The organism is Microbacterium sp. WCS2018Hpa-9 (genome assembly GCF_031843745.1).
Classification (GTDB): domain Bacteria; phylum Actinomycetota; class Actinomycetes; order Actinomycetales; family Microbacteriaceae; genus Microbacterium.
In genome coordinates this window covers 189,914-211,322 of the sequence record NZ_JAVTIY010000002.1, presented here as the reverse complement: position 1 = coordinate 211,322, position 21,409 = coordinate 189,914, and the positions used below count along the sequence as shown (strand labels likewise).

Below are 21,409 nucleotides of genomic sequence, written 5' to 3'. Positions count from 1 at the left end.
ACCATTGTGGCCGTCGCCCCGCGGGAGGACGATAGGCGGATGGCGACCGTCGATGACGTCCGAGAGATCGCTCTGGCGCTGCCCGGTGTGACCGAGCGCGTCGGCGGTCACACCGGCGAGCCCTCCTGGCGACTGCCGAGCGGTCAGATCGCTTGGGTGCGCGGACCCAGCAAGGTCGATCTGCGCCAGCTCGCAGATCTCGGACTCGTGTGGCCCGAAGGCCCGGTGCTGGGCGTGCGAGTCGCAAGCCTCGAAGAGAAGGCGGCGCTGCTCGCCGCAGAGCCCGAGGGACTCTTCTCGGTTCCGCACTTCGACGGGTACCCCGGTCTGCTGGTGCAGCTCGACGCGGTAGACCGCGACCGACTGGCCGAGATCATCGCGGATGCCTGGCTCGTGCGGGCTCCGGTGCTCGTCGCGAAGCAGTGGCTCGCCGAGCGCGGCCTGGACTGATCAGGCCGCTGTCAGGAACGGCCGGGCAGCATCGAGGAAGGCGCGAGGCTCATCGGCCCACAGTCGGATGCGGTCGACGTGGTGCACTCCGCCCTTCGGTGCGAGACCCGGGAGCCGGATCGCGACCGGGCGTTCGAGTTCGATCTCGATGTTGGTCTCGTCCTGCATCCGCTCGGCGTACTCCGAGCCGATGACCCGGGGCTGCTTGGGTTCGTCGACCCGGCGGTTGATCGCCACCGATGCGATGTCGGCCCAGCCGATCGGCACGTCGAGCTCGAGCCCGCTGCGCACGCGCACGCCGTCAGGCCCCACCGAGTGCGGCCGCATGAGCATCGCGCACAGCAGGCCGACCATCCAGGTGACGCCCCAGATTCCGAGCACCAGCAGCGTGATCCGCACGGCGGGCCACTGGTGCACGATCAGGTCGAGGATCGGGATCTCGACAGCGGAGAGGCCGATGAAGATGAACAGCACCGTGAGCACGGGGCGGTGGTAGCCGATCCCCGTGCCGCCCTTCGGGACGGCGGGGCGGCGGGCGACCGCACGCGCGATGCTCGAATAGACGCGAAGCTCGGCGATCCATGCACGATGGAGGAAGTTGAGGATGCGCGCGATCGGGGTCGGGCTCGGAGCGGTCGTCTGCAGCTGCTCGGTCATGGTGTGTCCTCGGCGGTGGTGGTCGCGCGTGCGTCTTCAGGGGCGGAGGTTGCCGCGGTGGTCACGAGGTGTTCGAGGTGTGCGGCGACGGCCGACAGGCCTCGCTCGACGGCCGCGCGGTCGGAGGGTTCGATCGCCGACAGCAGAGTCTCGTTGAGCTGCGCGTGCTCCTCCTGCATCCGCGCCATCGTCTCGGTGGCCGTGTCGGTGAGCTCGACCAGAACGGCGCGTCGATCGGTCGGGTGCGGAGTGCGGCGGACATGCCCCGACTTCTCGAGCGCATCGACGAGACCGGTGATGTTGCGGGGGGTGACCTCGCAGAGCTGTGCCAGCGCCTGCTGCGTCGACGGCCCGGCGTGCTGGAGCACCCAGAGCAGGTGCACACGGGCTGTCGTGAGGCCGGTGCCGTCGAAGGCGCGGGCCATGTCCCTCTGAAAGAGGTCTGCGATCAGCAGCAGGCGGTCGACGAAGAGCGGTTCCATGATTGTGATGCTACTACATTGTTACCTATGTTCACTAGTTGCCCTCCCGCTGTCTCCTTTCTTTCTCCCTCTTCTTTCCGCCTTCTCTGTCTCGTTCTCTGTCTCCTTCTCTTTTTCCTTTTCGCCTTCCTCGTTCTCGCTTCCTGCTGTTCGCTGCCACCGGTCGCGCGTCGTTCTCTGCGCTGTATCGGGAGATTGGAATATGGCGTTGAGCTGGGGTAAATAGGCGTGGTTTCGGGTCTCGAATGTCGGCGGCCCTCGGTTGACTAGGGGGATGAACAGCACCGCGGAGCTTCTGGATCGGGTCATCGCCGACCTCGATGCGGTGCTGTCCGATGATGCGTTGGCGGGGTTGTCGGATGCGCAGCGGGTCACCGTGCTGCAGGGTGCGGGGGCGGCGTTCCGACGGGTCGAGGCCGTGATCGTGGAGACCGTCGCAACGGGGGACATGGGCGACTTTCCGCATTCGGCCGGGTGCCGGGGTCTGAATGAGTTGTTGCAGCGGACGCTGTTGGTGGATGTGCGTGGTGCGACCCGGGTCGACAAGGTCGTCGATCTGGTGCGGCGGCCGCTGAGTCTGGCGGGGGAGAGGATGCCGGCGCGGTGGGCGGAGATGCGGCTGGCGCTGCTCGACGGGGTGGTCGGCATCGCGGGGTTCCTGGCGGCGACGGGTCCGATCGAGCGGGTGTGGGACCGGCTCACGGTCGATCAGCGGTTGGCGGCGGACGTCGCATTGGCGGGGTGCGCCCGCGGTCACGGACTCGACATGGGGCCCGATGAAGACCCGGATGTCGACGAAGAGGGAGCCGGTCCGTCACCGACCGTGCAGGACTTGAAGAGCCTCGCGGAGGATCTCGCGTCGATGTTCGACCCGGACGGCGAGGAGCCGAAAGACGAGGACGCGCGGCGTCGTCGGGGGATCACCATCGGCCGGTTGAAAGATGGCATGCACGCGATCCGCGGCTACCTGACCCCGGAAGCCGCCGCCCAGCTGCAGGTGATCATGGATGCGATGCTCAACCCGAAGGGTGACGGCCCGCCCATGCCCGGGGTGTTCTTCGCCCCGAGCGCCGATGCCGAGGCCGATTCTCCCGATACGGAGTCTCGCGACGCCGACTTTTCGGGTGCTGACGCGGACGCTGACGCTGACGCAAACGCTGACGCTGACATGGCGGCGGATCCGGAGGAGACTGATCCGTTCAACTCCGACCCGCGGTGTGTGCTCGATGACCGCACCGCGTCGCAGAAGCGCCACGACGCCCTGACCGCAGCTCTCGGCATCGCTGCCCGGCACAAGGACATGCCCACCCTCGGCGGTGCATCACCGGTCGTCGTCGTCACCGTCGACGCGAAAGACCTCGCCACCCACGCCACCGGTGCGACCGGTGCCGCCTTTGGAGCCGCTGGGGCCGGAGCGAGTGGAGCGAGCGGCAATGGTGGGTGGGCGACGATCCCCGGATCCGGTGCCCACGTCCCCGTCTCGGTCGCGGCGCAGGTCGCCTGCTCGGGAGCGATCCAGCGGGTGCTCATGGATGAGGGCCGCATCATCGGCATCACGACCACCGACCGGATCTTCAACGTGCACCAGCGCCGGGCGATCATCGCCCGCGACAAAGAGTGCCTGATCCCCGGATGCCACGTGCCCGCGTCCTGGTGTGAGATCCACCACGTGACCGAACACTCACGCGGCGGACCGACGCATACGGATAACGGTGTGCCGTTGTGCTGGTGGCATCACCGCTCCCTCGGCACCTCCGGGTGGGAGATCCGCATGAACGACGGGCTCCCGCAGGTGCGCGGACCGGCATGGTGGGACCCCGAACAGCGATGGCGCACCCCGAAACTCAGCCTGCCTGCACCCCCTCGGGTCACCCGCACCCCGCTTCGCCTCTGAGCACGCCCGAGTGGGACCGACGCACGCCCAGGCGGGATCACGCCGGGTCGAGCCTCAGGACCTCAGGCGACTCGCCGCCCGCGACTTCGTCGACGACGCGGATGCTGCGCGCCAGGTCGTCGAGAGCGCCGTCGAGTGTGCCGAAACGTTCGCGGTCGCTGCACATCGCGGTGAGCGTCACCAGATGCGTGCCGGTGTCCCAGGTGTAGGTGGCGAAAGGCGGTGACGCGGGCGACGGCGGCATCGCCACCACGAGCTTCTCGCCCGTGCCCAGCCAACGGCTCGAGAACGACTGGGTGTCGTCATAGTCCATCGGCATCGATGCGCGAGCGACCCGCACCTGCGGAGTCAACGCCTGCACGGTCGCCATCGCGACGACCAGCTCCGGGTCGGCCTTCCAGGTCCACACGAGCACGCGACCGTCCGCCCGACGCATCAGCATCGGCGCCGCCTGGCTCATCGCCCACGCGCCGATCCGCGAACCCGGGCGTTCGGTGACGCCGATCGCCGAGTTGACCTGCCCCAACAGCATCCTGATGGCCGCCTTGCGGTGTCGTCGCCCCTTCCAGCCGAGCGAATCGGTGACGGGGATCCACAACCTGGAGTCGGCGTCGGCAGTCAGTCGCATGCCTCCACGCTAGGGGGTGAGGCTGAGGGATGCCGGTATGCCTCGGCGGCCGGATCAGGCCCCTCGGGTAGAGTGGCGAGCGCCCGATCGGGCTCTTTGACCGCCGTACCGTAAGGCAGAATGTCCTCCTCTACCTCCGATCCGACGAGTGCTCCCGACGTCGCCCCCGACTCCGGGCAGCGTCCGCTTCGCATCCTGATCGGATGCGACACCTTCTGGCCCGACATCAACGGCGCCGCCCGCTTCGCCGAGCGTCTCGCCGCGGGGCTCGTGCAGCGCGGTCATGACGTGCACGTCGTCGCACCGAACCAGGCCTACCGCAAGGCCGCACCGCGCACCGAGGTCATCGAGGGCGAGCCGATGACCCTGCACCGGCTGCCGTCGGTGCGCTGGGCGCCCCACGACTGGCTGCGCTTCGTCTGGCCGTGGCGCGTGAAGCACTACGCCCGCAAGATCCTCGACACCGTGCAGCCCGACATCGTGCACATCCAGTCGCACATCGTGATCGGCCGCGGCCTCTCTCGCATCGCGCACGAGCGCGGCATCCCGGTGATCGCCACCAACCACGTCATGGCCGAGAACATCCTCGACCACACCACCATGCCGAAGTTCATCGACGACCTGGTGCTGCGCTTCGCCTGGGCCGACGCGAAGCGTACCTTCGCCCTGACGCGCGCGATCACGACACCGACGCGTCGCGCCGCCGACTTCCTCGAGCGCACGGTCGAGGTCACGGGCGTCATTCCGGTCAGCTGCGGTATCGACCGCACGCAGTACACCCCGGTGATCGCTCCTCGCGACAAGAACCGCATCATCTTCGTCGGACGCTTGACCGCAGAGAAGCAGGTCGAGGTGATCCTCGAGGCGATGACGAAGCTCGACCCGGCGCTCGATGCGACCTTCGACATCGTCGGCGGCGGCGACCAGCGCAAGCAGCTCGAGAACCTCGCGGGTCAGCTGGGCCTCGCCGACCGCGTGACCTTCCACGGCCGCACGACGGATGAGCAGCTGCGTGCGCTGCTGTCGCGTGCCTCGGTGTTCACCATCGCCTCGATCGCCGAGCTGCAGTCGATCGCGACCATGGAGGCCATGGCATCGGCGCTGCCGATCGTCGCAGCGGATGCCGTCGCCCTGCCGCACCTCGTGCACGACGGCGAGAACGGCCACCTGTTCGAGCCGGGTAACGCGGATGCCCTCGCCGCGCGACTGACCGACGTGCTCACTGCATCGCCAGGCGAGTACGCGCGGATGCAGCAGGCATCGCTCGACGGCGTCGCGATTCACGACATCAACCGCACGCTCGACACGTTCGAGGCGCTGTACCGCGACGAGCCGCTTCCCGAGTGACGACGCGCGTCATGCACATCGTCTTCTTCGGGGATCAGCACCTGGACTCCCTCGGCGGAGCCCAAGTCTCGATGCGGCTGCAGCGGGAGTTCCTCGAGCGCGCGGGCCACACGGTGACCGTCGTCGCACCGAAGATGCACGGGTCGCGCGCCTCGCGCATCTCCGACCCGTCGAACGTCGATCTGCCGTCCGTGCCGATCACCACCGACCGCGAGTACTCGATGAGCTGGCCCGGACGCGCCACCGACCGTGCGCTCGACAGCGCGATGACGCACCGCCCGCCGGTCGATCTGGTGCACGTGCAGGCAGATTTCTGGGGCGCCTTCATCGGTCACAGGTACGCGGCTCGCCACGGCATCCCCGTGGTCCACACCCTGCACAACCGCGTCGATGTCGGGATAGCCGCCGTCACGCCGCTGCACGGCCCGGTGCTCCGAGCGCTCAACCTCTGGCGGCGTCGCGTGCTGCGAGGTGCGGCGGAGCAGGTGCGGGGGAACGACGGCTGGGCCTTTCTGCGTGGCATCGCGAGTGGCTCGTCGGCCGTGACCGCCCCCTCGACCCATTTCGCGCGCCGCCTCGAAGAGTACGGAGTCTTCAACCCCGTCGACGTGGTGTGGAACGGCATCGACGACGACGTGCGCGAGGCGACGCTCGCCGCTGCACCGACGGAACGCGCGCCAGGGCGCCCCCGCTTCGTGTGGCTCGGACGCATGAGCCCCGAGAAGCGCCTGCTGCCGTTCCTCGAGGCCTTCGTCGAGTCGGGAGTCGACGCCGACCTCGAGATCATCGGGGGTGGCGCCCAGCGCGCCGCCGCCGAGAAGATCGTCTCGGGCGTGCCGAACGTGCACTTCGCCGGCAAGCTCAGCTACCCCGACACCCTTGCCCGTATCGCCGCCGCCGACGCACTCGTGCAGACGTCGATCGGCTTCGAGACGCAGGGCATGACGCCGTTCGAGGCGGCCACCCTCGGCACGCCGTCGGTGATCAGCGACCCCGACATCGCGGCCGAGCTCGGCGGCGGTCTCTGGGTGGTCCCCGGAGCGGCCGGCACTGAGGATCAGCGAACGGTGGGCCTTATCGAGACGCTGCGCCGCGCGGCATCCGACATCGCCGCCGGTCTCGCGCCGCAGCCGATGCGCGAAGTCTCGGAGTCGTTCCGGCAGTCGTCGCGCACCGCAGCGATGATCGAGGTCTACGAGCGCGTGCTCGAGGGCTGACTCCCTGGCTCAGAACCCCAAGTAGTAGAAGACGTTCGACGCCCACGCGACGAGGGTGCCGAGGACCGTGCTGCCGCCCACGCCGATGGCGATCGCCGCGAGCAGATGAGGTGCCGGGCGTCGAAGGGCGATGATTCCGAGCACCAGAGCAGCGCCTGCGCCGGCCATCACGACGAGGTTCACGAGGTTCGACAGCAGCTCGACGGCGCCGAACCCGACGCTCGCGTACAGGAACGGGGTGATGAGCTGCCAGAGCAGACCGATCGCCACGGCGCTCACGGCGACGACCAGAGCCGTGCGACCGAGGCCTCCTGAGCGCGGTGCGGTCGCCTGGCCCTGGGCATAGGGCGGCGCCGCGACTCCATACGGCTGGCCTGGCTGTGCGTAGGGCTGGCCGGGTTGGGCGTACGGCTGGCCTGGCTGCGCGTACGGCTGGCCTGGCTGCGCGTACGGCTGGCCGGATTGGGCGTACGGCTGGCCTGGTTGCTGCGGTGGATACGGGATCTGCCCGTCGTTCTGCGGGCGGTCTGGATTCTGCTGCTGCTCGCTCATCGATTCTCCGGACGATCAGAAGGAAAACGCGTAGAAGAGATTCGACACCCACGAGATGACGATCCCGACGAGCTGCGACGCGGTGACGCCGATCGCGATGCCCGCGAGGACCTGCGGCCCTGGCCGACGAATCGACATCAGTCCGAGGATGAGGCCCACGACGGCGACGATCAGCACGAGCCCGTTGCCGACCGCTCCGAATATGCCGATGGATGTGGGGTCGCCCAGCATCCGGTACATCAGCGGATACGACAGTGTGACCAGAAGTCCCACCCCGAGTGAGATCACGGCGAGGAGGAAGGCGATACGGCCCAGTCCTGAGCCGCCCGAGGAGGCCGGACGCTGTTGCTCGGGGTAAGGCTGCGACGGGTATGGCTGCCCCGCGTACGCCTGCCCCGCGTATGCCTGCCCACCGTATGGCTGGCCGGTGTGCGGCTGCGACGGCGGTGCCGGATAGTGCGAGCCCGCGAACTGCGGGGGAGTTCCATGTGGCTGCGCGGGAGGCTGCTGAGGCTCGCTCATGCTCACGAGCGTAGCCGCGTGCGTCGTCGGATGGGGGAGATTGCTCACCCCGGGTCAGCGATAGACGTGCCCGGTCTCCGCGCGGTCGAGGGCATCCCTTTCGGCGACGCGTGTCCAGTCGGTGGGAACGCGTCGGTGTCCGTCGCGGCGGAGTTCGATGACGGTGGCGACGATGGCCCACATGGCGAGGGCGATGAGTGCGATGATGAGGATCATGGCAGAAACGCTACGATCACTCTTGATCTGCCACGAGTGGCAGAATAGACTCTGCTCGTAGGAAAACTGCCAAACCGGGAGAGAGCCATGATCAAGACCGTCGCCTGCATCGTCCAAGACGGGTTCGCCCCGTTCGAGTTCGGTCTCGCGTGCGAGGCGTTCGGCCTCGACCGGTCGAACGACGGTGTGCCGAACTTCGACTTCCGGGTCATCGCGCCGCATCCTGGCGTCGTGACCTCGAAACTGGGCTTCTCGATCAACGTCGAGCACGACCTCTCTTTCGCCTACGAGGCCGACCTCGTCATCTTCTGTCCCGTGCCCCGTGAGTACTGGGGCAAGATCGATCCGCTGCTCCTCGATGTCGCGCGAGACGCGGTGGCCCGCGGTGCCTGGGTGCTGACCATCTGCAGCGCCTCGTTCATCCTCGGTGCCGCCGGTGTGCTCGACGGGCGTCGTGCGACCACGCACTGGATGTACTCCGAGGTGATGGCCGAGATGTACCCGGAGATCGACATCGACCCCGATGTGCTCTTCGTGCAGGACGACCGGATCATCACGAGCGCCGGCACGGCGGCCGGCATCGACGCCTGCCTGCACCTGCTGCGCATCGAACTCGGTGCCGAGCTCACCAATCGCATCGCCCGCCGCATGGTCGTGCCGCCGCAGCGCGACGGCGGCCAGGCGCAGTTCATCGACCGCCCGATCCCGGTCGCCCAGAACGACTCGCTCGCTGCCGTCGCCGATTGGGCCGTCGAGCACCTGCGCGATGACCTGGGCGTCGACCAGCTCGCGGCCCGCGCTCTCATGTCTCCCCGCACCTTCGCCCGCCGGTTCAAGGCCGAGTACGGCGCGACTCCTGCGGCCTGGCTCGCGCGACAGCGCGTGCTGCACGCCCAGCGGATGCTCGAGCGCAGCGATCTGTCACTCGAGCAGATCGCCGACGAGTGCGGCTTCGGGTCGGCGGCCGTGCTGAGACAGAATTTCTCGCGGGTGCTCGGCACCACCCCGACGGCTTATCGCGCCCGGTTCTCGTGCGCGGACGATGCGGAGTCGTCGGCGGCCTGACCGCTCGGCCTGACCGCCCGGTCGCCGGGCGAGGAGCGCTGTGAGGCGCGCTGCGCTCAGTGGTCCCAGTGCCCGGGGCTCGGCAGTGCGCGATAGTCGACGTCGACCCCGTCGGGGGCGACCGCCGCGGTGCAGTACAGCAGTGACTGCGTCGGATAGCCATGCGGACGGTTGTCGCGGATGATCGCGCGATCGTCCTCGGGGTCGAGTCGAGCGGAAGAGGCGAGCAGCGACGTCCACTCGCCTGCCCAGTCGGCGCTGTCGCCTGTCGCGCCCAGGGCTCGGAACTCAGGCAGCCAGGCGGCGATGCGCGGAGTGCCGAGGTCGTCGAGGTCATCGTGCGCGATCATGTGGATGCCGTCTGCGAGCGATGTCTCCCGCAGCTCCACGCCGTCCCAGCTCAGCACACGGGCCCCCTCCGGCCGCACCTCGAGCAGGTTGAAGCCGTGCATGGGCAGCGGAGCGACCGGGGAGCGGCCCATGACCGAATCCAGGGCGAGCGAACCGCGCGACACGGCGACGTCGGCTGCGAGGTCGACGACGTCAGCGCGGTTCAGCAGAACCGCGAGTCGTCGTTCAGCGGGGTTCACCGCGAGCCAGGCGCCGCCCGCTCGTCGGTCGCGGATGCCCGAGACTCCGGGATACGCCTCCGGCCACCACTCGCCGAGGGCATCCCACTCGCGCTGCGGGTCTTCGTCTCGCACCGCGAGCAACCGCGCGGTCTCGGGTCCGGCCACATCGATCACCACGGTGCACACGGGCTTCAGTCTAGAAGCGGCCGAGCGGTCTCGGGCCCGCGGCGATGGATGCTGGGGCAGAATCGAACCGTGAACATCGTCGTCGGGGTTACAGGTGGCATCGCCGCATACAAGACAGTGCACCTGGTGCGTCTGCTGACCAAGGCGGGGCACGATGTGACCGTCGTTCCCACCGACGATGCTCTGCGTTTCGTCGGCACCCCCACCTGGGAGGCGCTCAGCCGGCATCCGGTCACGACCAGCGTGCACGACGACGTCGCCCGCGTGCGGCACGTCGCGCTGGGCCAGGGTGCAGACCTCGTGGTCGTCGCCCCCGCGACGGCCAACTCGATCGCCAAGATCACCGCGGGCATCGCCGACGATCTGCTCGGCACCACGCTGCTCGCCACCGAGGCGCCGGTGCTGCTCGCGCCCGCGATGCACGCCGAGATGTGGCGCAACGCCGCCACGCAGGCGAACATCGCGACGCTTAGATCCCGCGGGGTGCACCTCGTCGGCCCGGCCGACGGCGAGCTCGCCGGCGGCGACAGCGGACCCGGGCGCATGTCGGAACCGGAGCAGATCTTCGAGGCCGCCCTCGCCCTGCTCGCGCCGCGCGACCTCGAGGGGCTTCAGGTGGTCGTCTCGGCGGGTGGAACGCGTGAGCCCATCGACCCCGTGCGGTTCCTCGGCAACCGGTCGAGTGGTCGGCAGGGCATCGCGCTCGCCGCGGATGCCGCAGCCCGCGGCGCGGACGTGACGGTGGTCGCCGCGAACATCTCGACCGATGTGCTCGCCGATGCACGGCATCCGTCCATCCGGGTCGTCCCGGTCGGCACCGCGGCTGAGCTCGCCCACGCGATGAAGCAGGCAGCGCCGGCGGCCGACATCGTGATCATGGCCGCCGCGGTCGCCGACTATCGCCCCGCGACGGTGTCGGAGCACAAGCTCACGAAGGAGCAGGGCGTGCTGACGCATGTCGATCTGGTCGAGAACGAAGACGTGGTCGCCGCCCTGGCCGCATCCCGCGCCGAGGGCCGAGCCCCGGAGGGGCAGACGATCGTCGCCTTCGCCGCCGAGACCTCGGAGGACCCTGCGGAACGCCGCGCTCGCGCTCGCCGCAAGCGCGAGCGCAAGGGCGTCGACCTGCTCGCCGTCAACCTCGCGAACGCCGAGCACGGCTTCGAGAAGCGTGACAACGCGGTCGAGATCGTAGGAGGGGGTGGCGCCGTCGTGTCATCCGCGTCAGGCTCAAAGCACGCGGTCGCACGAGCGATCCTGGATGCCGTGCGCAGTATGCGCTAAACTTGAGTCAAGTCCACTCAACTTTGCGGACCATGACAACAAGACAGTGATCAGAAGGAGTCTCCCCAGGAGGAACCCATGCCCAGCCCACAGAGCACGCAGAACGACGACCAGCAGTCCGCCCTCGAGCAGTTCGGGATCAACCTCACCGACCGCGCCCGCCAGGGCAAGCTCGACCCCGTGATCGGACGCGACAGCGAGATTCGCCGCGTCAGTCAGGTGCTCACGCGCCGCACGAAGAACAACCCGGTGCTGATCGGCGAGCCCGGCGTCGGCAAGACGGCGGTCGTCGAAGGACTCGCCCAGCGCATCGTCGCGGGCGATGTCGCCGAGTCGCTCAAAGACAAGGAGCTGGTGTCGCTCGACATCTCGGCCCTCGTCGCGGGTGCCATGTACCGCGGGCAGTTCGAGGAGCGGCTGAAGAGCGTGCTCAAGGAGATCACCGAATCCGACGGGCAGATCATCACCTTCATCGACGAGCTGCACGTGCTGATGGGTGCCGGTGGTGGCGAAGGCTCGGTGGCGGCATCGAACATGCTCAAGCCCATGCTCGCCAGGGGTGAGCTTCGTCTGATCGGCGCGACGACTCTCAACGAGTACCGCGAGTTCATCGAGAAGGATGCTGCTCTCGAGCGTCGCTTCCAGCAGGTCTACGTCGGCGAGCCCACGGTCGAAGACACGATCGCGATCCTCCGCGGGCTCAAGGGTCGGTATGAGGCGCACCACGGGGTGACGATCGCCGACAGCGCGCTGGTCGCCGCCGCGGCGCTGTCGAACCGCTACCTGCCCGCTCGGCAGCTCCCCGACAAGGCGATCGACCTGATCGACGAGTCGATGTCGCGGCTCAAGATGGAGATCGATTCGTCTCCCGTCGAGATCGACCAGCTCAAGCGCCAGGTCGACCGCATGAAGCTCGAAGAGCTCGCACTCAAGCGCGAGAAGGATGCCGCCTCGAAAGAGCGACTCGCGGCCCTTCGCGAGCAGCTCGTGGGAATGGAAGCGCAGCTGGCCGAGCTCGAGGCCCGCTGGGCGCGCGAGCGCCAGGGTCTGAATCGGGTCGGCGACCTCAAGAAGCAGCTCGACGACGCGATCACACAGCGCGACCTCGCGATGCGTGAGGCCGACTACACCCGTGCCTCGAAGCTCGAATACGAGACGATCAAGCGACTCGAACGCGACATCGCCGAGGCCGAGCAGGCCGAGGCGGCAGTCTCGACCGAGGGGCGCATGGTCAACGAGCAGGTCACCGACGAGGACATCGCCGCCGTGATCGCCGCGTGGACCGGCATCCCCGTCGGTCGACTGCTGCAGGGCGAGAGCGAGCGGTTGCTGCACCTCGAATCCGAGCTCGGCAAGCGCCTCATCGGGCAGAAGGATGCCGTCAAGGCGGTGTCCGATGCGGTGCGCCGTTCGCGGGCCGGCATCAGCGACCCCGGTCGCCCGACCGGATCGTTCCTGTTCCTCGGGCCGACCGGTGTCGGAAAGACCGAGCTGGCGAAAGCGCTGGCCGACTTCCTCTTCGACGACGAGCGTGCCATGGTGCGCATCGACATGTCAGAGTACGGCGAGAAGCACTCGGTCTCGCGGCTCGTCGGCGCCCCTCCCGGATACGTCGGTTATGAGCAGGGCGGGCAGCTGACCGAGGCCGTGCGGCGGCGTCCGTACAGCGTCGTGCTGCTCGACGAGGTCGAGAAGGCGCACCCCGAGGTGTTCGACGTGCTGCTGCAGGTTCTCGACGACGGTCGCCTGACCGACGGCCAGGGCCGAACGGTCGATTTCACGAACGTGATCCTGATCCTGACCTCGAACCTCGGTTCGCCGATCCTCATCGACCCGACGGTGTCGCCCGATGAGAAGCGCGAGCAGGTGATGGCTCTCGTGCATCAGGCGTTCCGGCCGGAGTTCCTCAACCGTCTCGACGACATCGTGATGTTCTCGGCGCTCAGTCAAGACGACCTGGCCCAGATCGTCGAACTGTCGATCGATCAGCTGCACGATCGGCTGCGCGATCGTCGGCTCACCCTGGCGGTCACTCCCGATGCCCGGTCGTGGCTCGCCGAGCGCGGCTACGACCCGATGTTCGGCGCCCGCCCGCTGCGGCGTCTCATCCAGACCGAGGTGCAGAACAAGCTCGCCACCGCGCTGCTCTCCGGCGGCGTGCACGACGGCGACCTGGTGAGGGTCGATGTCGCGGTCGACGGCGCGGGACTCGTGCTCACGTCGACTTCGCCCGAGCCCGAGCCCGACCTCGGGTCCGGTGACGACGACGAGGTGATCGAAGCCGAACTGCTCGACGACTGATCCGGGGACGACAAGAGGGGCGGATGCCGTGGCATCCGCCCCTCTTGTGTGCTCCCTGACGGGAGCTCCTAGGCCGCGAGCCAGCGGTCCATGGCGCCGCGAACTCCTCGACGCGTCCTTGCCTTCTTGGTGCGCCCACGTTCGCGGAGCCAGGCTCGCCGCGCGCGTTCGGCCTGTTCGTCGACAGCCTTCCATCCCCGGTTGGTCGCGTGTGCTGATATCACTCGATAGGGCCAGATGTGAACCGCTATTCCTCGCGTGAGTAGCGCGGTCGTCCCCGCAACGCTCAACATGATGAATGCAATCCCCACCTCCGGCACGTTCATCAGAGCGGCGCCGAAGATGATCCCGATGGATCCGCCGAGAACGATGATGACGACTCCGAGACTGCGCAGGCCCGAACTCTGCGTCCGATCGGCGCGAATCAGCCACCCGAGATGTGAGACGATACCCGCGTATGAGAGCAGCAGGAGCGCTGGATGTAGCAACCAGGTCTTGCCGCTCGCAATCGCGATGACGACACAGGTCGCGTACCAAGCAACTGGAGGAAGGAGGAACCCGACGATCGAGGCGACCGCAAATGAACCCGCTTGGGTAGGAGTCGCCGCGCGGCTGTCACCGATCAGTGCAAGAGCTCGCACCCGCCGCGCTCTTGCGAGAATCATTTGACGGCGGAGGGGGCTGATCTCCGAGATTCCAAGTGCGAACAGCATCACCGCCCAACCGCACAGCCAAAGCAGAACCGTCGCCGATGCCTTTGTTGGATCGTGAACGATCATCGGTGCTGCGAGGGATCCCATTGTGGCGATCGTGACGGTCGACACCGCGGCGAGAACGCGGATCAGCCTGCGGGCTCTAAGCGGAACTGTCGTCCAGTCTCCGGCGAGCCCCGTGATCGCAGCCGCGGCTACCAACAACATGCCGACAGTCTGCAAGGCGCTGAAGCCGTTGTTGAAGGCTGGCTCGAGCCATCCTCCGATCTCTCTGATCGCCCCCCCAGTAGTCCGCCACGAGCGGGTCTGATCCCGTGCTGAAAACGAGGACCATGACGAACGGCACGCTTCCGAAAAGCACCGTGAGAACGGGCCATAGGGTCCAGGTGGCCATGGATCCGGGCGTCTGTGATGGCGGTACTTGTGACTTCTTGATCATTCGAGCGACCGTACCGATTCATCCGTCGTTTCAGGTGCCGGAGCCTGGCACTGGGGACAACTTGCAATTTGACGAACAGCAAGCCTGCAAATTGACGAGTACAGTACTTCCATATTGACGACGTAGTCGGATGCAGATCGACGATCGAGGTGACATGGCCTACGTAAACAGGGTGGCTGACGATGAGCTGGGGATGGCGCTCGCGCGCGCGGGAGCTGTGTTGATCGAGGGTCCCAAGGCGAGCGGCAAGACGAGCACCGCGAGTCGCCGCGCAGCGAGCAGTGTTCGGGTCGACACAGACCCGACGGTTCTCCCTCAGATTCTGGTCGATCCTTCGATGGTGCTGGAGGGCGCCAGGCCTCGACTGCTCGACGAGTGGCAAGTTCACCCCGAACTATGGAACGCGGTTCGACGAGCCGTGGACGATGCGCCCGAGCGCGGACAGTTCATTCTCACCGGGTCGACGGTTCCGGGGGCGGATGCGGTGCGTCATTCCGGTGCGGGCCGCTTCGCCCGCTTGAGAATGCGCACTCTCTCGCTGGCAGAGAGTGGTGATTCGGATGGAAACGTGTCACTGAGTGCGCTTCTTGAGGGCGAGCCGCCCCGGGCGGGAGTGTCTCGCCTCACCTTCGACGGACTCCTCGCCCGTATCGCGAGGGGTGGGTGGCCGGCGCAGATCGGGCTGAAGGATGTCGAAGCTCTCGCCAGCACCCGTGACTACGCCGCGACGATCTCCACCGTGGATATCGGTTCCACTCGATCGGTGCGAGACCCCCTGCGGGTGGATCGGCTGCTCCGCGCGCTCGCGCGATCAGTCGGAACCGAAGTCTCGATCTCGACCCTCGCTCGAGACGAGGCATCCCTCTCGAGGGATTCGGTGCGCGAGTACATCGATGCCCTCACCAGGATCTTCGTCGTCGAGGATCAACCCGCATGGTCGGCTCATCTTCGCTCTTCCGCGATGCTCAGGAAGGAACCCAAGCGGCATCTGGCCGACCCGTCGCTCGCGCTCGCGCTGCTCGGAGCGGACGCGACTGCGTTGCGCGGCGATCTCGCGTTCGCCGGTCAGGCTTTCGAGTCGCAGGTGGTGCATGACCTCCGCATCCTGGCTCAGCCTCTGGGGGGTGAGGTCTTCCATGCACGTGACTCGGTTGGACGTGAAGTGGATGTGATCGTGCAATTCCCATCGGGCCGATGGGCGGGGTTTGAGGTGAAGCTCGGCGCCAGTGCTCACGTCGTCGAGGAAGCCGCCGCATCTTTGCGTGCCTTCGCGGCGAATGTCGCGTCCGAAGATCCCCCCGTACTCACGGTCGTCACGGGTTTCGGTCCGTCCTATCGACGTCCCGACGGAATCAATGTCGTGGCTTTCGGTGCTTTCGGGCCGTAAGGAATCGCGTGACTCGGTCCTTGCTCCACTCGAACGACAGCGTCCCACCCCGTGGTGTGGCGGGACGCTGTCGGTTCGGGAGCGGCTGCTGCGTCAGGCGCTGAGGATGACCGTCTCGCCGATCGGGCGACGGACGCGCGGTGCCGTCTCGCCCTGCTGGAGACCCTCGGGAAGACCTGCGGCGTCGCCGAGCTCGCCCACCGCGATCACGGTGATGGCGGAGAATCGCGGCGACAGGTCGGCGAACTCGCGCACGGCCTCGGGGTCGAAGCCGCTCATCTGGTGCACGAGAAGACCCTCGTGGTGAGCCTGCACCGAGAAGTGCGCCACGGCCTGGCCGAGGTCGTAGACGGCATGGCTGATGGCCTTGCCCTCTTCGGACTCGGTCTCGGCGATCGCGACGATGAGCGCCGAAGCCTTCGAGGCCCAGAGCTGGTTGAACTCGACGAGGGAGTCGACGACCTGGTCGAACAGCGCGGTGCCGCGCCGAGCGACGATGAACCGCCACGGCTGCAGGTTGTATGCGGACGGCGACCAGCGCGCGGCCTCGAGGGCGGCGTTCAGCTTGGCCTCGTCGATCGCGTTCTGCGCGTCGTAGGCGCGGGGGCTCCAGCGCCCGGCGAGGACGTCGAGGACGGGGTGCTCGGTGGGGGCGGTGCGGTCGATCACAGGAGTGCTCACAGAGGTGCCTTTCAGAAGGAGTCGATCGGACTCCTTCGTCCGGGTACGAGGATCTCAACAGATGTATGTGAATGCATATTCCCGATGACGTCGCGTGACGCTCGCAGAACGCCGGCGAGGGGCAGGCGCCTCAGTCCAGCAGGTTGCGGGATGCGGCGGATGCCAGTGCGCGGCGCACCGCGCGGATCGACGGGGCTGCGGCCGACACCCGGCGGGCCGAGGAGAAGATCTCCCGACGCGGTTCGTCGGGCAGTGGCGTGAGCGCCACGGTGGGCGCTTCGCCCGCCCACACGAGCTCGGGCAGCAGCCCGACCGCGAGTCCGGCGCGGATCAGTCGCACGTGGGCGGTGAGGTCGGCGACCTCGAAGCGCACATCGGGTTCGAAGCCGGCGGTGCGGCACAGCTGCTCCGCCCAGGCTCGTGACGCCGTGCCCGCGGGCTCGAGCACCCAGGGCTCGTCTCTCGTCGACCACAGCGCCGCTGTGGCATCGGCGGCTGTGGCATCCGCCGTCTGCGGCGTGCCCGGGTGCCGGGCCAGCGCGATCGAATCGTGCACGAGCACCACGCGGTCGAGGTCGGCATGGATCGGGCGGGTGCGGCCCGGGTACTGCTCGGCGAGAATCAGGTCGAAGTCGCGGCTCGAGACGCCCACGAGTCCGGTCTCGGGGTCGCTCTCGGTCACCTCGACGCGGAGGGCCGGATGCTGCTCGCGCAGCGCGTTGAGCGCGCCCGGAAGCAGGGAGTGCGCCGTGGACTGGAAGACGGCGATGTGCACGGTTCCGGTCACCTCGGTCAGCGATTCGGCGACAGCGACCTCGGCGTGCTCGAGCTGATCGAGGATGCCGATGGCCTCGGCCACGAGCACGTTGCCCTGCGGGGTGAACTGCACGCCTCGCCCGACGCGGCGGAGCAGCGGAACCCCCACGTCTCGTTCGAGCGCACTGAGCTGTTGAGACACCGAGGCCTTGCTGTATGAGAGGGCGTCTGCGACGGCTGAGAGGGTTCCTCGACGCGACAGCTCAACCAGCATCCGCAGTCGGTTGACGTCGAGCATCCGCTCCCTTTCAGAGTGGTCCCGATCGTTCACTCTGAATGAACAGAATGCTCGCGAATCGGTTGATAGACGTAGCCTACTCGCGCGCCTGACAATGATCGAGCCGCACACGTACCCGGGTGTGCGATCCCCCTGGAAGGTTGCCCGATGACTGTCGCCGCCGACACCACCACCCCCGACACCACGCCCCGCACCGAAGAGGTCGCCGCCCTCGTGCAGCGCTGGCTCACCGAGAGCGAGACCCACCCCGTCGAGCCCGCCGCCCAGCGCCTGTCGGAGGTGCTCAAGGACCCGAACGGACTCGCGTTCACCGTCGGCTTCGTCGACGGCGTGATGCGCCCCGAAGACCTCAGCGTCGCCGGCCGTGCGCTCGCCGACCTCTCGGAGATCACCCCCTCGCTGCTGCCCGGATACCTGCGTGCCGCCATCAAGACGGGCGGGTTCTGGGCGCCGAAGCTCCCCGGCGTCGTCGTGCCGATCTCGCGGCGCGTGCTGCGCGCCATGGTCGGACACCTCGTGCTCGACGCGACCCCGTCGAAGCTCGGCCCGGCGATCGCGAAGCTGCGCAAGAGCGGAAACCGCCTCAACCTCAACCTCCTCGGCGAGGCCGTGCTCGGTGAGCGCGAGGCCGGCCGTCGCCTGCAGGGCACCTACGACTTCCTCGCCCGCAAGGACGTCGACTACGTGTCGATCAAGGTCTCGAGCGTCGTCAGCCAGCTGTCGATGTGGTCGTTCGACGAGGCCGTGGCCGACGTCGTCGAGAAGCTCACCCCGCTCTACGAGCTCGCGGCAGCCTCGGAGGCCGTAGGCAAGACGAAGTTCATCAACCTCGACATGGAGGAGTTCCGCGACCTCGACCTGACGATCGCGGCGTTCACCAGCATCCTCGACCAGCCGGGTCTCGAGAAGCTCGAGGCCGGCATCGTGCTGCAGGCCTATCTGCCCGACGCGCTCGGTGCGATGCAGCAGCTGCAGGAGTGGGCCGCCGCCCGGCGTGCCAAGGGCGGTGCACCCATCAAGGTCCGCGTCGTCAAGGGCGCGAACCTGGCGATGGAAGAGGTCGACTCGAAGGTGCACGGCTGGCCGCTGGCCACCTATGGCACCAAGCAGGACTCCGACACGAACTACAAGCGCGTGCTCGACTGGTCGATGACCCCCGAGCGACTGGATGCCGTGCGCATCGGCGTCGCCGGTCACAACCTCTTCGACATCGCCTACACGTGGCTGCTCGCGCAGGCGCGCGGTGTGACTCATGCCGTCGAGTACGAGATGCTCCTGGGCATGGCGACCGGCCAGGCCGAGGCCGTCCGCAAGGACGTCGGCCGGCTGCTGCTCTACACACCCGTGGTGAACCCGGCGGAGTTCGATGTCGCCATCGCCTACCTCGTGCGCCGTCTCGAAGAGAACGCCAGCCCCGAGAACTTCATGTCGGCCGTGTTCGAGCTGGCCTCAGACCCCGCGCTGCTCAGCCGTGAGCGCGAGCGCTTCGAGCGCTCGCTCGCCGGCCTCGACGCCGACCGCTCGGTGCCCTCGTCGAACCGCGTGCAGGACCGCGCCGCAGAGGCAGCCGCCGGTGCGGGCGAGGCCGTCACCACCGGGTTCGAGAACCAGGCCGACAGCGACCCGGCGATCGCCGTGAACCGCACCTGGGGTCGCGAGATCCTGCAGCGCTCGGTCGATTCGACCCTCGGTCTCGACTCGATCGCTCTCGCCAGGGTCGAGACGACCGACGAACTCGACGGCATCTTCGCCGCCGCATCCGCCGCCGCCGCTCGATGGGCAGCCCTTCCGGCCGCCGAGCGCGCCGCCGTGCTGCACCGTGCCGGCGACGAGCTCGCCACACGTCGTGGCCAGCTGATCGAGATCATGGCCCACGAGGCGGGCAAGACCATCGCCGAGGCCGACCCCGAGGTCTCGGAGGCGATCGACTTCGCGCACTACTACGCGGAGCGCGCCCTCGACCTCGAGAACATCTCCGGCGCCGAGTTCGTGCCGTCGAAGGTGACCGTCGTCACCCCGCCGTGGAACTTCCCGGTCGCGATCCCCGCCGGTGGTGTGCTCGCGGGCCTCGCCTCGGGCTCGGGCGTGATCATCAAGCCGGCCAAGCTGACGCAGCGCTGCGGCGCGGTCATGGTCGAGGCGCTGTGGGCCGCGGGCGTTCCGCGCGACCTTCTCGCACTGGTCGACCTCGCGAACCGCGACCTCGGCACCCGCCTGGTCGCCAGCCCCGAGGTCGACCGCGTGATCCTCACCGGTGCGTATGAGACGGCTCAGCTGTTCCGCTCGTTCCGCTCCGACCTGCCGCTGCTCGCCGAGACCAGCGGCAAGAACGCGATCATCGTCACGCCGTCTGCCGACCTCGACCTGGCGGCGGCCGATGTGGCCCGTAGTGCGTTCGGCCACGCGGGGCAGAAGTGCTCGGCCGCATCGCTCGCGATCCTCGTCGGCTCGGTCGCCGACTCGAAGCGGTTCGAGCGTCAGCTCGTCGATGCGGTCACCTCGATGCGCGTCGGACTGCCCGAAGACCCGGCCACCCAGATGGGTCCGATCATCGAGCCGGCGAACGGCAAGCTGCTCACCGCGCTGACGACCCTCGAGAAGGGCGAGCGCTGGCTCGTCGAGCCGAAGAAGCTCGACGACGAGGGCAAGCAGTGGACGCCGGGCGTCAAGATCGGTGTCGCCCCCGGGTCGACGACGCACCTGACCGAGTTCTTCGGACCCGTGCTCGGCATCATGCACGCCAAGGACCTCGACGAGGCGATCCGTCTGCAGAATGCCGTTGACTACGGCCTCACCGCCGGCATCCACTCGCTCGATTCCGACGAGGTCGCCACCTGGCTCGACCGTGTCGAGGCCGGCAACCTCTACGTCAACCGCGGCATCACCGGGGCGATCGTGCAGCGCCAGCCCTTCGGCGGGTGGAAGCGCTCCGCCGTCGGCGCCGGCGCCAAGGCCGGTGGGCCCAACTACCTGTTCGGCCTCGGCGAGTGGGCTCCGGCCGAACTTCCCGCCGCGGCGCCAGGGGCCGCGGTGAACGCCGCTGTCGACGCGGTGCTCAGCGCGGCCGGCTCCGACCTCGGCGCCGTCGAGATCGAGTGGCTGCACCGCGCCGCCGCCTCCGACGAGCGCGCCTGGGTCGACGAGTTCGGCACCGTGAGCGACAAGTCGGGTCTCGGCGTCGAGCGCAACGTGTTCCGGTACCGCCCGGTCGCCGTCGACGTGCGCATCGCCGAGGACGCACCGCTCGCCGGCGGCATCCGTGTGATCGCCGCGGCCCTGCGCAGTGGCAGCCCGTTCACGGTGTCGGCATCCGCTCTGCCCTCGCGGGTCGAGAAGGCGCTGCGCGCCCAGGGCGTGACTCCGAAGCTCGAGAGCGACGCCGCCTGGGTCAAGCGCTACGCGAAGGCTGCGGCGAAGGCCGAGCACAGCTGGCAGCGCGTGCGCCTCGTCGGCGGCAGCGCGTCTGCGCTCTTCGAGGCCCTCGGCGGAACACCCGATGTCGCCGTCTGGTCGCACGCGGTCACGGGTGCCGGTCGCGTCGAGATGCTGCCGTTCCTGCACGAGCAGGCCGTGTCGATCACCAACCACCGGTTCGGCAACCCCACCGCCCTGTCCGATGGACTGATCTGACCCGGTCCCGGCCCCCGGTCTGACTCGGTCTGACCCGGTCCGGACCGGTCCCGGCCTCCCAGGCGGACACAACTTCGGAGCTGCGGCTGGACACGCCACCGCACACGACGGATGCCGCGGCGTGTCAGCCGC

General features: G+C 68.2%; 20 protein-coding genes. 9 read left to right on the top strand and 11 right to left on the bottom strand.

The genetic code is table 11. The features are described from left to right. Positions 1-39: 39 nt before the first annotated feature. A complete protein-coding gene (locus RQG82_RS04765) occupies positions 40-450 on the top strand; it encodes a hypothetical protein (protein WP_311257988.1) in 411 nt (136 codons plus the stop codon). Here RQG82_RS04765 and RQG82_RS04760 read toward each other — a convergent pair whose 3' ends face one another. The 3 genes from RQG82_RS04760 to RQG82_RS04750 are packed head-to-tail and all read right to left on the bottom strand — an operon-like array spanning position 451 to position 1,874. Next, entirely contained in the window at positions 451-1,107 is a 657-nt protein-coding gene (locus RQG82_RS04760) for a hypothetical protein (RefSeq protein WP_311257987.1), read from the bottom strand. It abuts the gene before it with no gap. After that, entirely contained in the window at positions 1,104-1,589 is a 486-nt protein-coding gene (locus RQG82_RS04755; protein ID WP_311257986.1) for a MarR family transcriptional regulator, read from the bottom strand. The genes RQG82_RS04760 and RQG82_RS04755 overlap by 4 nt, the downstream gene beginning before the upstream one ends. Positions 1,590-1,610: 21 nt before the next feature. Then, positions 1,611-1,874: a hypothetical protein gene (locus RQG82_RS04750; RefSeq protein ID WP_311257985.1), complete on the bottom strand. Its 264-nt coding sequence runs from the start codon at positions 1,872-1,874 to the stop codon at positions 1,611-1,613. Between RQG82_RS04750 and RQG82_RS04745 the strand changes: the two genes are divergently transcribed. Continuing rightward, positions 1,864-3,483 carry a DUF222 domain-containing protein gene (locus RQG82_RS04745; RefSeq protein WP_311257984.1) on the top strand — a complete coding sequence of 540 codons (1,620 nt, stop codon included), beginning with the start codon at positions 1,864-1,866 and terminating at the stop codon, positions 3,481-3,483. The two genes, RQG82_RS04750 and RQG82_RS04745, sit on opposite strands and share 11 nt — an antisense overlap. Before the next feature lie 37 nt (positions 3,484-3,520). On the opposite strand, the gene RQG82_RS04740 is transcribed toward RQG82_RS04745, so the two are convergent. After that, entirely contained in the window at positions 3,521-4,111 is a 591-nt protein-coding gene (locus tag RQG82_RS04740; protein WP_311257983.1) for a hypothetical protein, read from the bottom strand. Positions 4,112-4,231: 120 nt separating this feature from the next. Between RQG82_RS04740 and RQG82_RS04735 the strand changes: the two genes are divergently transcribed. Both RQG82_RS04735 and RQG82_RS04730 read left to right on the top strand, forming a co-directional pair. After that, on the top strand, positions 4,232-5,458 hold the full coding sequence (locus RQG82_RS04735; RefSeq protein ID WP_311257982.1) for a glycosyltransferase: 1,227 nt from the start codon (positions 4,232-4,234) through the stop codon (positions 5,456-5,458). Further along, positions 5,455-6,675 (top strand): glycosyltransferase, encoded by a 1,221-nt coding sequence (locus RQG82_RS04730; protein WP_311257981.1) that lies wholly within the window; start codon positions 5,455-5,457, stop codon positions 6,673-6,675. Before RQG82_RS04735 ends, RQG82_RS04730 begins: the two co-directional genes overlap by 4 nt. 9 nt (positions 6,676-6,684) lie before the next feature. On the opposite strand, the gene RQG82_RS04725 is transcribed toward RQG82_RS04730, so the two are convergent. The 3 genes from RQG82_RS04725 to RQG82_RS04715 are packed head-to-tail and all read right to left on the bottom strand — an operon-like array spanning position 6,685 to position 7,965. Continuing rightward, entirely contained in the window at positions 6,685-7,227 is a 543-nt protein-coding gene (locus RQG82_RS04725) for a hypothetical protein (protein WP_311257980.1), read from the bottom strand. Between the two features lie 15 nt (positions 7,228-7,242). Continuing rightward, positions 7,243-7,749, bottom strand: coding sequence for a hypothetical protein (locus RQG82_RS04720; protein WP_311257979.1), 507 nt, complete (start codon positions 7,747-7,749; stop codon positions 7,243-7,245). 54 nt (positions 7,750-7,803) lie between these two features. Continuing rightward, positions 7,804-7,965 carry a hypothetical protein gene (locus RQG82_RS04715; protein ID WP_311257978.1) on the bottom strand — a complete coding sequence of 54 codons (162 nt, stop codon included), beginning with the start codon at positions 7,963-7,965 and terminating at the stop codon, positions 7,804-7,806. Positions 7,966-8,052: 87 nt separating this feature from the next. Here RQG82_RS04715 and RQG82_RS04710 point away from each other — a divergent pair, with 87 nt between their 5' ends. Next, a complete protein-coding gene (locus RQG82_RS04710; RefSeq protein WP_311257977.1) occupies positions 8,053-9,030 on the top strand; it encodes a helix-turn-helix domain-containing protein in 978 nt (325 codons plus the stop codon). A gap of 56 nt (positions 9,031-9,086) precedes the next feature. Here RQG82_RS04710 and RQG82_RS04705 read toward each other — a convergent pair whose 3' ends face one another. Further along, positions 9,087-9,788, bottom strand: a complete 702-nt coding sequence (locus RQG82_RS04705; RefSeq protein WP_311257976.1) for an NRDE family protein — start codon at positions 9,786-9,788, stop codon at positions 9,087-9,089. 69 nt (positions 9,789-9,857) lie between these two features. Between RQG82_RS04705 and coaBC the strand changes: the two genes are divergently transcribed. Together coaBC and RQG82_RS04695 are read left to right on the top strand one after the other, a co-directional pair. Next, positions 9,858-11,072, top strand: coding sequence for a bifunctional phosphopantothenoylcysteine decarboxylase/phosphopantothenate--cysteine ligase CoaBC (coaBC, locus tag RQG82_RS04700; RefSeq protein WP_311257975.1), 1,215 nt, complete (start codon positions 9,858-9,860; stop codon positions 11,070-11,072). 78 nt (positions 11,073-11,150) lie between these two features. Then, positions 11,151-13,373 carry an AAA family ATPase gene (locus RQG82_RS04695; protein WP_311257974.1) on the top strand — a complete coding sequence of 741 codons (2,223 nt, stop codon included), beginning with the start codon at positions 11,151-11,153 and terminating at the stop codon, positions 13,371-13,373. Between the two features lie 68 nt (positions 13,374-13,441). On the opposite strand, the gene RQG82_RS04690 is transcribed toward RQG82_RS04695, so the two are convergent. After that, the gene (locus tag RQG82_RS04690; protein ID WP_311257973.1) at positions 13,442-14,293 is read right to left on the bottom strand and encodes a hypothetical protein; all 852 of its coding nucleotides are present in this window, start codon (positions 14,291-14,293) and stop codon (positions 13,442-13,444) included. Between the two features lie 362 nt (positions 14,294-14,655). Between RQG82_RS04690 and RQG82_RS04685 the strand changes: the two genes are divergently transcribed. After that, positions 14,656-15,912 (top strand): DUF4143 domain-containing protein, encoded by a 1,257-nt coding sequence (locus RQG82_RS04685; RefSeq protein ID WP_311257972.1) that lies wholly within the window; start codon positions 14,656-14,658, stop codon positions 15,910-15,912. Positions 15,913-16,005: 93 nt separating this feature from the next. On the opposite strand, the gene RQG82_RS04680 is transcribed toward RQG82_RS04685, so the two are convergent. Both RQG82_RS04680 and RQG82_RS04675 read right to left on the bottom strand, forming a co-directional pair. Then, positions 16,006-16,593 carry a nitroreductase family protein gene (locus RQG82_RS04680; protein ID WP_311257971.1) on the bottom strand — a complete coding sequence of 196 codons (588 nt, stop codon included), beginning with the start codon at positions 16,591-16,593 and terminating at the stop codon, positions 16,006-16,008. A gap of 130 nt (positions 16,594-16,723) precedes the next feature. Continuing rightward, positions 16,724-17,647: a LysR substrate-binding domain-containing protein gene (locus tag RQG82_RS04675; protein ID WP_311257970.1), complete on the bottom strand. Its 924-nt coding sequence runs from the start codon at positions 17,645-17,647 to the stop codon at positions 16,724-16,726. A gap of 147 nt (positions 17,648-17,794) precedes the next feature. Here RQG82_RS04675 and RQG82_RS04670 point away from each other — a divergent pair, with 147 nt between their 5' ends. Continuing rightward, complete coding sequence (locus tag RQG82_RS04670) at positions 17,795-21,277, top strand: bifunctional proline dehydrogenase/L-glutamate gamma-semialdehyde dehydrogenase (RefSeq protein ID WP_311257969.1); 3,483 nt, start codon at positions 17,795-17,797, stop codon at positions 21,275-21,277. The last annotated feature ends 132 nt before the right edge of the window (positions 21,278-21,409 follow it).

Excerpts from the sequence above, each read along its gene's own strand:
- RQG82_RS04765 (WP_311257988.1), top strand. The coding sequence starts at position 40 with ATGGCGACCGTCGATGACGTCCGAGAGATCGCTCTGGCGCTGCCCGGT.
- RQG82_RS04760 (WP_311257987.1), bottom strand. The coding sequence starts at position 1,107 with ATGACCGAGCAGCTGCAGACGACCGCTCCGAGCCCGACCCCGATCGCG.
- RQG82_RS04755 (WP_311257986.1), bottom strand. The coding sequence starts at position 1,589 with ATGGAACCGCTCTTCGTCGACCGCCTGCTGCTGATCGCAGACCTCTTT.
- RQG82_RS04745 (WP_311257984.1), top strand. The coding sequence starts at position 1,864 with ATGAACAGCACCGCGGAGCTTCTGGATCGGGTCATCGCCGACCTCGAT.
- RQG82_RS04740 (WP_311257983.1), bottom strand. The coding sequence starts at position 4,111 with ATGCGACTGACTGCCGACGCCGACTCCAGGTTGTGGATCCCCGTCACC.
- RQG82_RS04735 (WP_311257982.1), top strand. The coding sequence starts at position 4,232 with ATGTCCTCCTCTACCTCCGATCCGACGAGTGCTCCCGACGTCGCCCCC.
- RQG82_RS04725 (WP_311257980.1), bottom strand. The coding sequence starts at position 7,227 with ATGAGCGAGCAGCAGCAGAATCCAGACCGCCCGCAGAACGACGGGCAG.
- RQG82_RS04720 (WP_311257979.1), bottom strand. The coding sequence starts at position 7,749 with ATGAGCGAGCCTCAGCAGCCTCCCGCGCAGCCACATGGAACTCCCCCG.
- RQG82_RS04715 (WP_311257978.1), bottom strand. The coding sequence starts at position 7,965 with ATGATCCTCATCATCGCACTCATCGCCCTCGCCATGTGGGCCATCGTC.
- RQG82_RS04710 (WP_311257977.1), top strand. The coding sequence starts at position 8,053 with ATGATCAAGACCGTCGCCTGCATCGTCCAAGACGGGTTCGCCCCGTTC.
- RQG82_RS04695 (WP_311257974.1), top strand. The coding sequence starts at position 11,151 with ATGCCCAGCCCACAGAGCACGCAGAACGACGACCAGCAGTCCGCCCTC.
- RQG82_RS04690 (WP_311257973.1), bottom strand. The coding sequence starts at position 14,293 with ATGTTGTTGGTAGCCGCGGCTGCGATCACGGGGCTCGCCGGAGACTGG.
- RQG82_RS04685 (WP_311257972.1), top strand. The coding sequence starts at position 14,656 with ATGCAGATCGACGATCGAGGTGACATGGCCTACGTAAACAGGGTGGCT.
- RQG82_RS04675 (WP_311257970.1), bottom strand. The coding sequence starts at position 17,647 with ATGCTCGACGTCAACCGACTGCGGATGCTGGTTGAGCTGTCGCGTCGA.
- RQG82_RS04670 (WP_311257969.1), top strand. The coding sequence starts at position 17,795 with ATGACTGTCGCCGCCGACACCACCACCCCCGACACCACGCCCCGCACC.